The 7,000-nt window shown below is 60.3% G+C and carries 4 protein-coding genes; 3 read left to right on the top strand and 1 reads right to left on the bottom strand.

Annotated elements, in window-relative coordinates:
* Positions 1-42: 42 nt before the first annotated feature.
* Complete coding sequence (gene tssH, locus AC0L24_RS30670) at positions 43-2,823, top strand: type VI secretion system ATPase TssH (protein ID WP_473564716.1); 2,781 nt, start codon at positions 43-45, stop codon at positions 2,821-2,823.
* A 360-nt stretch (positions 2,824-3,183) separates the two neighbouring features.
* On the opposite strand, the gene AC0L24_RS30675 is transcribed toward tssH, so the two are convergent.
* Entirely contained in the window at positions 3,184-4,563 is a 1,380-nt protein-coding gene (locus tag AC0L24_RS30675) for an FAD-binding oxidoreductase (RefSeq protein WP_292459596.1), read from the bottom strand.
* A 601-nt stretch (positions 4,564-5,164) separates the two neighbouring features.
* Here AC0L24_RS30675 and AC0L24_RS30680 point away from each other — a divergent pair.
* Positions 5,165-5,389 (top strand): DUF982 domain-containing protein, encoded by a 225-nt coding sequence (locus AC0L24_RS30680; protein WP_473564717.1) that lies wholly within the window; start codon positions 5,165-5,167, stop codon positions 5,387-5,389.
* A 763-nt stretch (positions 5,390-6,152) separates the two neighbouring features.
* A partial coding sequence (locus AC0L24_RS30685; RefSeq protein WP_473564718.1) for a VCBS domain-containing protein occupies positions 6,153-7,000 on the top strand: 848 nt, incomplete at its 3' end.

Consider the following 7,000-nt stretch of genomic DNA (forward strand, 5'->3'; position numbering starts at 1 on the left):
ATGTGGCAGGTTATCGGCTGGCAGATTGCAGGAGCACGTTCGATGGAACAGCGCCGGTCATCGCAGACCTTCAAACGCAAGGAACTGGTCGGCAAGCTCAATCCTGTCGGTGTGCGCGCCTTCAAGGCTGCGGCCGACACCGCCAAACTGCGCGGCAATCCTTACGTCGAGCTCGTCCACTTCATCGAGCAACTGGTACTTTCCGACCGTTCGGATGTGCAAATGATAATCGCCGATGCGGGCCTCGATGCGAGCCGGCTCACGGCCGATATGACCCGCGCCGTCGACAAGCTGCCTTACGGCGCAACGTCGATCGAGGAATTTTCCGACCATATCTTCCATGCCATCCAGGAAGCCTGGAACCTGGCCACGCTGGAGTTCAGCGTCGAGGAAGTCCGCAGCGCCCACATTCTCCTTGCCTGCCTGAAGACGCCGGTCCTGGAAGGCCTGCTGTCGAAGATCAGCGGCGAGTTTGACAAGATCGACGCCGCCGCGGTCATCGCACGATTCGCCGATGCCATGGAGGGCTCGCTGGAAGCCGGCGCCTCGACCACGGTCTCCACCGCAGAGGCGCCGCGGCGGCCTCCGGGTGGGGATTCGGCGCTGGCGAAATACGCCACCGACCTGACCCAGCGCGCCCGCGACGGTAAGATAGATCCGGTTGTCGGCCGCGATCCAGAGATCAGGCAGATCGTCGATATCCTGATGCGACGCCGGCAAAACAACCCGATCCTGACCGGTGAGGCCGGGGTCGGCAAGACCGCGGTCGTCGAGGGCTTTGCCTTGCGTATCGCTGCGGACGACGTGCCGCCGACACTGCAAGGGGTCAGTGTGCGCATGCTCGATGTCGGATTGATGCAGGCGGGTGCAAGCGTAAAGGGGGAGTTCGAAAAGCGGCTGAAGGCAGTCATCGATGAGGTGCAGTCTTCCGAAACGCCGGTCATCCTGTTCATCGATGAGGCTCACACCTTGATTGGCGCTGGCGGCGCGGCTGGAACAGGCGACGCGGCCAATCTGCTGAAGCCGGCGCTGGCGCGCGGCGAACTGCGCACGATCGCGGCAACGACCTGGGCCGAGTACAAGCAGCACATCGAGAGGGATCCGGCGCTGACCCGCCGTTTCCAGGTAGTCAAGATCGACGAGCCGTCCGAGGCGGTGGCCGTTCTCATGTTGCGCGGTGTCGCCGGCGTTCTGGAACAGCACCACAAGGTGCAGATATTGGATGAGGCGATCGAGGCGGCGGTTGGTCTCTCGCATCGCTATATCCCGGCGCGGCAATTGCCTGACAAGGCGGTGAGCCTTCTCGACACCGCTTGCGCCCGTGTCGCCATATCGCAGCACGCCACGCCGGCGGAGGTCGAGGACATCATGCGCCGACGCCAAGCGCTGGAGGTCGAGCGCGGCATCATCGGTCGCGAGGCCGCGATCGGCATCGAGGTGAGCGACCGGCAGGCACGGGTCGACACCGGGTTAGCCGAAACCGAAGTCATGCTCGCCGCCGCACAGGAGCGTTGGGACCGGGAAAAGGCACTCGTTGCCGAAATACTTGAACTGCGCGCCAGGCTGCGCGGCGAAGGTGTGCCGCTCGATGCGGTGGAGACGCCGGAGACCAATAGCGAAACAGCAGGCGCGGACTCGGTTGAGACTCCGCTGCCCAAGGTCGAAACGCCCAAGACCAAAACGGCCAAATTCAATATGGAGGCACCGGCGGCTGCCAATGCCCCTCCACCCGATCCGGCCGCCGATCTCACCCGGTTGCGCGAACTGATGGTCGAACTGGCCGAGGCGCAAGGCGAGACGCCGCTGATCCTGCCGTCGGTCGACCGCAACGCCGTGGCGGCGGTCGTTCAGGACTGGACCGGCATCCCGACGGGGCGGATGCTGTCGAGTCAGACCGAAAAAGCGCTGCGGCTGGCCAGCACTCTGTCCGAACGCGTGGTCGGCCAGGATCACGCCATGGAGATGATTGCCAAGCGTGTGCAGACCAGCCGCGCCGGGCTCGGCGCGCCGGAAAAGCCGGTGGGCGTGTTCCTGCTCTGTGGCCCCTCGGGCGTTGGCAAGACCGAAACCGCATTGGCCTTGGCCGAGACGCTCTACGGCGGCGAGCAGAACCTGATCTCGATCAACATGTCCGAGTTCCAGGAGGCGCACACGGTCTCTACCTTGAAGGGGGCGCCGCCCGGATATGTCGGCTACGGCAAGGGCGGCATCCTGACCGAGGCGGTCCGCCGCAAACCCTATTCGGTGATCCTGCTCGACGAGGTTGAGAAGGCGCATCCTGACGTGCACGAAATCTTCTTCCAGGTCTTCGACAAGGGGATGATGGACGACAGCGAGGGCCGGCGCATCGATTTCAAGAACTCGCTGATCCTGCTCACCTCGAATGTCGGCTCCGAAGTCATCATGGATCGGACCAGGAATGGCACGCTGCGGGCAGGGCTCGACGATCTGGACACCGCGCTGCGCAGCCCGTTGCTGAAGGTCTTCCCTGCGGCCTTTCTTGGCCGGGTGGTGACCATTCCTTACTATCCGCTCTCGGATTCGATGATCGAAGCGATCACCCGTCACCAGTTTGCCAAGATCGCTCGCCGGCTGCGTGCGACCAACGACGCAGAATTGGTGATCGGCGATGGCGTCATGGACCTAGTCAAGGCCCGCTGCACCGAGATCGAATCCGGCGGGCGGATGATCGATGCCATCCTGACAAACACGCTGCTGCCGGAATTGAGCCGCGGCGTGCTGAACCGCTCGCTCGAGGGCGAAAGGATGACAAGGGTAACCGTCGGCGCCTCCAAGGAGGGCTTCACCTATTCCTTCGAGTAAGGAATGTTGATGACGGTTTGCTTCGGCTTCTTCGTGCATAGGCAAGCTGAGCGAGTAGCCTGGGAGCGGCCGGTGGCGGTGAACTCGTATGACGCAATCGGTTAGAAGAATGACGGTATTCTTTTACCTGCCACGACACCGGATTTGCGAGTGGCTTTAGTCAAACGCGCTGCGGCCGCTGTGGGCGAAGGCATCCAAGGGTCGCGGAGAAGGTGCTACAGATTGTGATACCTGTTGTAATACAAATCGGACGTTGGAGCAGAAAAAAATAATAAAAACAAATAGCTTGATGCGGGGATAGATCCGCAGCGTGCTCCGCGATCTAACACTCAAAGGGTCACGCTCTTCCCATCTTCCCAGCTAAGCGGGAGGGATATTCACGTTATGATGGAAAATGTTCTTGGGGTCATAACGCGTTTTCAACTGCCGGAGTTTTGCGAGGTTTTGACCATAGGCAGCCAACGCGGCCGCGCCGGCCTCCTCGTCTGCGCCTAAGTAGTTGGCATAGCGTCGCTTGCCAGCAAATGGCTGCAAGGCATCGAAGCTGGCGCGTCCCCAAGCGGTGGTGCGATCCCCATCGGCCTTGTCCATCCATTGGCCAAGCACGAGTGCGTTAAAGCCGGAGTCCCGGAGCGCAAAGGCGGTAGCATCTACCGGAATGCGCGCCGCCAAGCCGTGGAAACCTTCCAGCAAAATCGAACTTGTTGGAACTGGGCAGGACTCATATGCGGTTACCAAAGCCTCAATCGCATCGTCATCAAGGCGCGGAAGGAAAGTGGATTTCCAATAGTTAAATGCACCGGAAGGAAAGCCCGCGTCCAGCATTCCATTGAGTTCGACGTACGGAATCGGCCCGAGCGCGTCCACCGCAACGGTTCCAAGGCTCCGAATCCGGCGCCCCATGGCCTCAGCATTCTCGGCGGATCCAATATGGCAGGAAACGATTGCAACGATCGGGGTGCCCGACCCGTCTGGCGCAGTCGTTAAGCCAGCGACCAGCATGAGGTCGTCCGAAGCATTATGAGCGAGCTCGCGGAACCCACGAAGGACTTGCCTCGCTTGTTGGAATGGAAATGCAACGATCCCCCCGTACACGATTGGACCGACGGAATGCAGGCGGAACTCGAAGGAAGCGGCGACGCCAAAGTTACCACCGCCGCCACGTAACGCCCAGAAGAGATCCGGATTTCCGTCCGTGCTCGCCTTCACCACGGAACCATCGGCGAGCACCAGATCGACAGAGATCAGATTGTCGAGCGCCATTCCGTATTTTGGCATGAGCCATCCAAGGCCGCCGCCCAGGGTAAGCCCCGCAACCCCCGTAGTTCCGATCACACCTCCAGTGGTCGCCAGTCCATGTAGCTGGGTCTCTCTATTAAACTCTTTCCAGGTTACCCCGCCCTCGACGACGGCGGTCTGGGCGGCAGCATTCACGTGCACTCCTTTCATCAAGGAGAGGTCGATCATGAGGCCATCGTCGACCACAGCACGACCCGCGACGTTGTGGCCGCCGCCGCGTACGCAGATCTCCAAACCGGTCGCTTGGGCGTACCGGACGGCGTCAACGATGTCGGCGATACCCCTGCAACGGGCGATGACTGCGGGGCGGCGGTCCACGAGGCCGTTGTGTATCCTCCTGACCTCATCGAACGTGGGCGTATCCGGCTGGAGAACCGATCCGAGAAAACTGCGCGCAAGTTCTGGTGGGACTTCCATGACGCTTCCCCTCTTGTCGGGCATCCGCTTTCCTAGGGAGACCACGGTGACGCCGGCCAACAAAGCTTGCCTTCCGCACGGTTATGCGCCGACCAAAGAGATCATGATCTCAGGAAGGGCCCGATGCAACTGCTGATGGGCCGTTTCTGACGTAAATTGGAAGCCTTCGACCAGGCCGCTCATTCATCCGCTACAAGTCCGCTCGAACTTCGCACCCAAGGATGGGCGGTGCACGTGCCTTTTCGACGCCCCCTCCGACGCAGCCGGTTCGAGGCCCTGCTACGCCACGGCAAGATCGCCGAGGTGCAGGTTGGTGGTGCGAAGCCCTCGCGGACTGAAGCGACGCGCTGGCCGGGTATCAGATGCCATCGACACAAAGGGGCTGCTGCGCTCGACCGGCCAATTCTCTCTTGAACTGAAAAGAGCCATTTCCAATATCCTCTCTATGCCCAGAAGGCGTCACGCGGACCGGCATACTTTTGCCGAGGAACCATCCTGCGTCACCCGAAGAGGCACAAGCGTCGCTTTAGGGCTTGAAGGGAGGTCACGATGGAAAGCGCTACGTTCAAACAGCCGATTTTTTGTACGAGATGACAGTTTCGTCCTTAGAAAGATCGGTTGCGTCATGGATGCCATAGAATTTCTGGAAGAATGGCCGGTCGAAAGGCGCGGCCTCCTCCACGGAGCGGCCTGTGATACATGCTACTCGGCATATGATGGTCGCAAGTCGGTCGAGGCCGCGCACAAGACGTTTGCGACCTGGGCACGCAGGGTGGGTGTGATCGAAGACGTTCCCGTGGCGCCGCCTTGGATGACAGGCCGAAGATTGGCGGTGCAGACGAACTTATAGAAAGTGACCGTTAAAACTCTGCGGCGGTAATCATACCGCCGCAGCAACCAATCTGACACGCGTTCGGGTGAACAGATGACGTCGGGGCCAAATGGTTGGGCCGCAGAATTCTGCCGGATGTCCTATCCTTGTCTCACTTCGCTGAGGAGCTGACCGCCTGCACATAGATTAGCCGGGCTGGCGGCACCTCTGGCCGATTCCTCGTGACAATGGCGATAAGCCGGATATCAGTAGCTATGTTCGGCCTTAGGGCGAACGTCCGCTATGCGCCGCATATGGGACGTTGAGACTAGCTATGCCGTTTCCTGAAAGCGGACCTTGGGCTGGTTCAGCCCGAGCACGTTACCCCTGGCTGCCACACCATTGGTCGAGTCGAGGGCACTGCCGGGCTCTGGCTCTGCTTTGCCTTTTAACTATTAACTGTTTGCAACTTTACACATTGACGATTCCTCTTTCGTAGAGTTAATAATCTCCTAATATAAGAAGCTTCTAAAGACTCGTGGTTGGGCAACCAACGAGTTGGGACGATGGTTTGGGGTAGGAAAGAGACGACTAGGTCGCTGCGCCGCCATCAGGGAAATCTTATCCGTTCGTGAATGGCCAGCTTCAGCTGGCTCTTCATGCGCGGCGGCTTCCCTCGATCCGGTAATCCACCTCCAAGTGTGCCGATCGTGCGATCCTTGCTCGCTCAGAGCAATGGTCGTTCAGAGCTATCAATAAACAGGCGTAGGGGCGTCTGTCATAGAACAACAGGGGTTGAAAAATGGCTACTCAGGTCACCGGAACCGGCGGCACCACGACATCCTTCTCCAACACACCGCAGGCCCAGGACGACCTGTTCACCTATTCGGAGGATGCCACAGGCGTCCTAACCCTAAACGTGATGTCCAATGATCTCGGCGGAAACGCTAAGACCCTCTGGTCAGTCGATAACGGCATCAACACTTCAGGCGCGATGAGTGGATATGTCGCCGGTGATTTGTTGACCCAGGACTCGGGGCGCACTGAAGGCATCAGCACCGACACGAGTTTCAACGGCGCGAAGATCTGGATTACGTCCGACGGACGCGTGGGATACGACGCAGCTACGTTGTCAGCAGCTTTCAAGACGCAATTACAGAGCTTGAATGCGGGACAGTACCTAACTGACACGTTTATCTATTCGATCCGCCTCGGCAATGGAACGCTCAGCTGGGCAACTGCAACGGTGCAATTCGCTGGCACCAATGATGCGGCGGTGATCACCGGCACGTCGACGGCGAACCTGACCGAGACCGATGCGGCACAGAACACCGGCGGCACCTTGAGCGCCACCGACGTGGACAGCTCAGCTGCCTTCGTCGTGCAGACCAACGTGGCCGGCAGCAATGGCCACGGCACCTTCTCGATCGATGCGGCCGGGGTGTGGACCTACACCATGAACGACGCCCACGACGAGTTCGTCGGCGGCACGACCTACACCGACAGCATCACGGTTGCGACCGCCGACGGCACCTCGCAGCTCATCACCGTCAGCATCCTGGGCACCAACGACGCGGCGGTGATCACCGGCACGTCGACGGCGAACCTGACCGAGACCGATGCGGCACAGAACACCGGCGGCACCTTGAG

Source organism: Mesorhizobium sp. WSM4809, from assembly GCF_055811655.1.

Coding starts and splice junctions, on each gene's coding strand:
- AC0L24_RS30680 (WP_473564717.1), top strand. CDS start 5,165: ATGGATGCCATAGAATTTCTGGAAGAATGGCCGGTCGAAAGGCGCGGC.
- AC0L24_RS30675 (WP_292459596.1), bottom strand. CDS start 4,563: ATGCCCGACAAGAGGGGAAGCGTCATGGAAGTCCCACCAGAACTTGCG.
- tssH (WP_473564716.1), top strand. CDS start 43: ATGGAACAGCGCCGGTCATCGCAGACCTTCAAACGCAAGGAACTGGTC.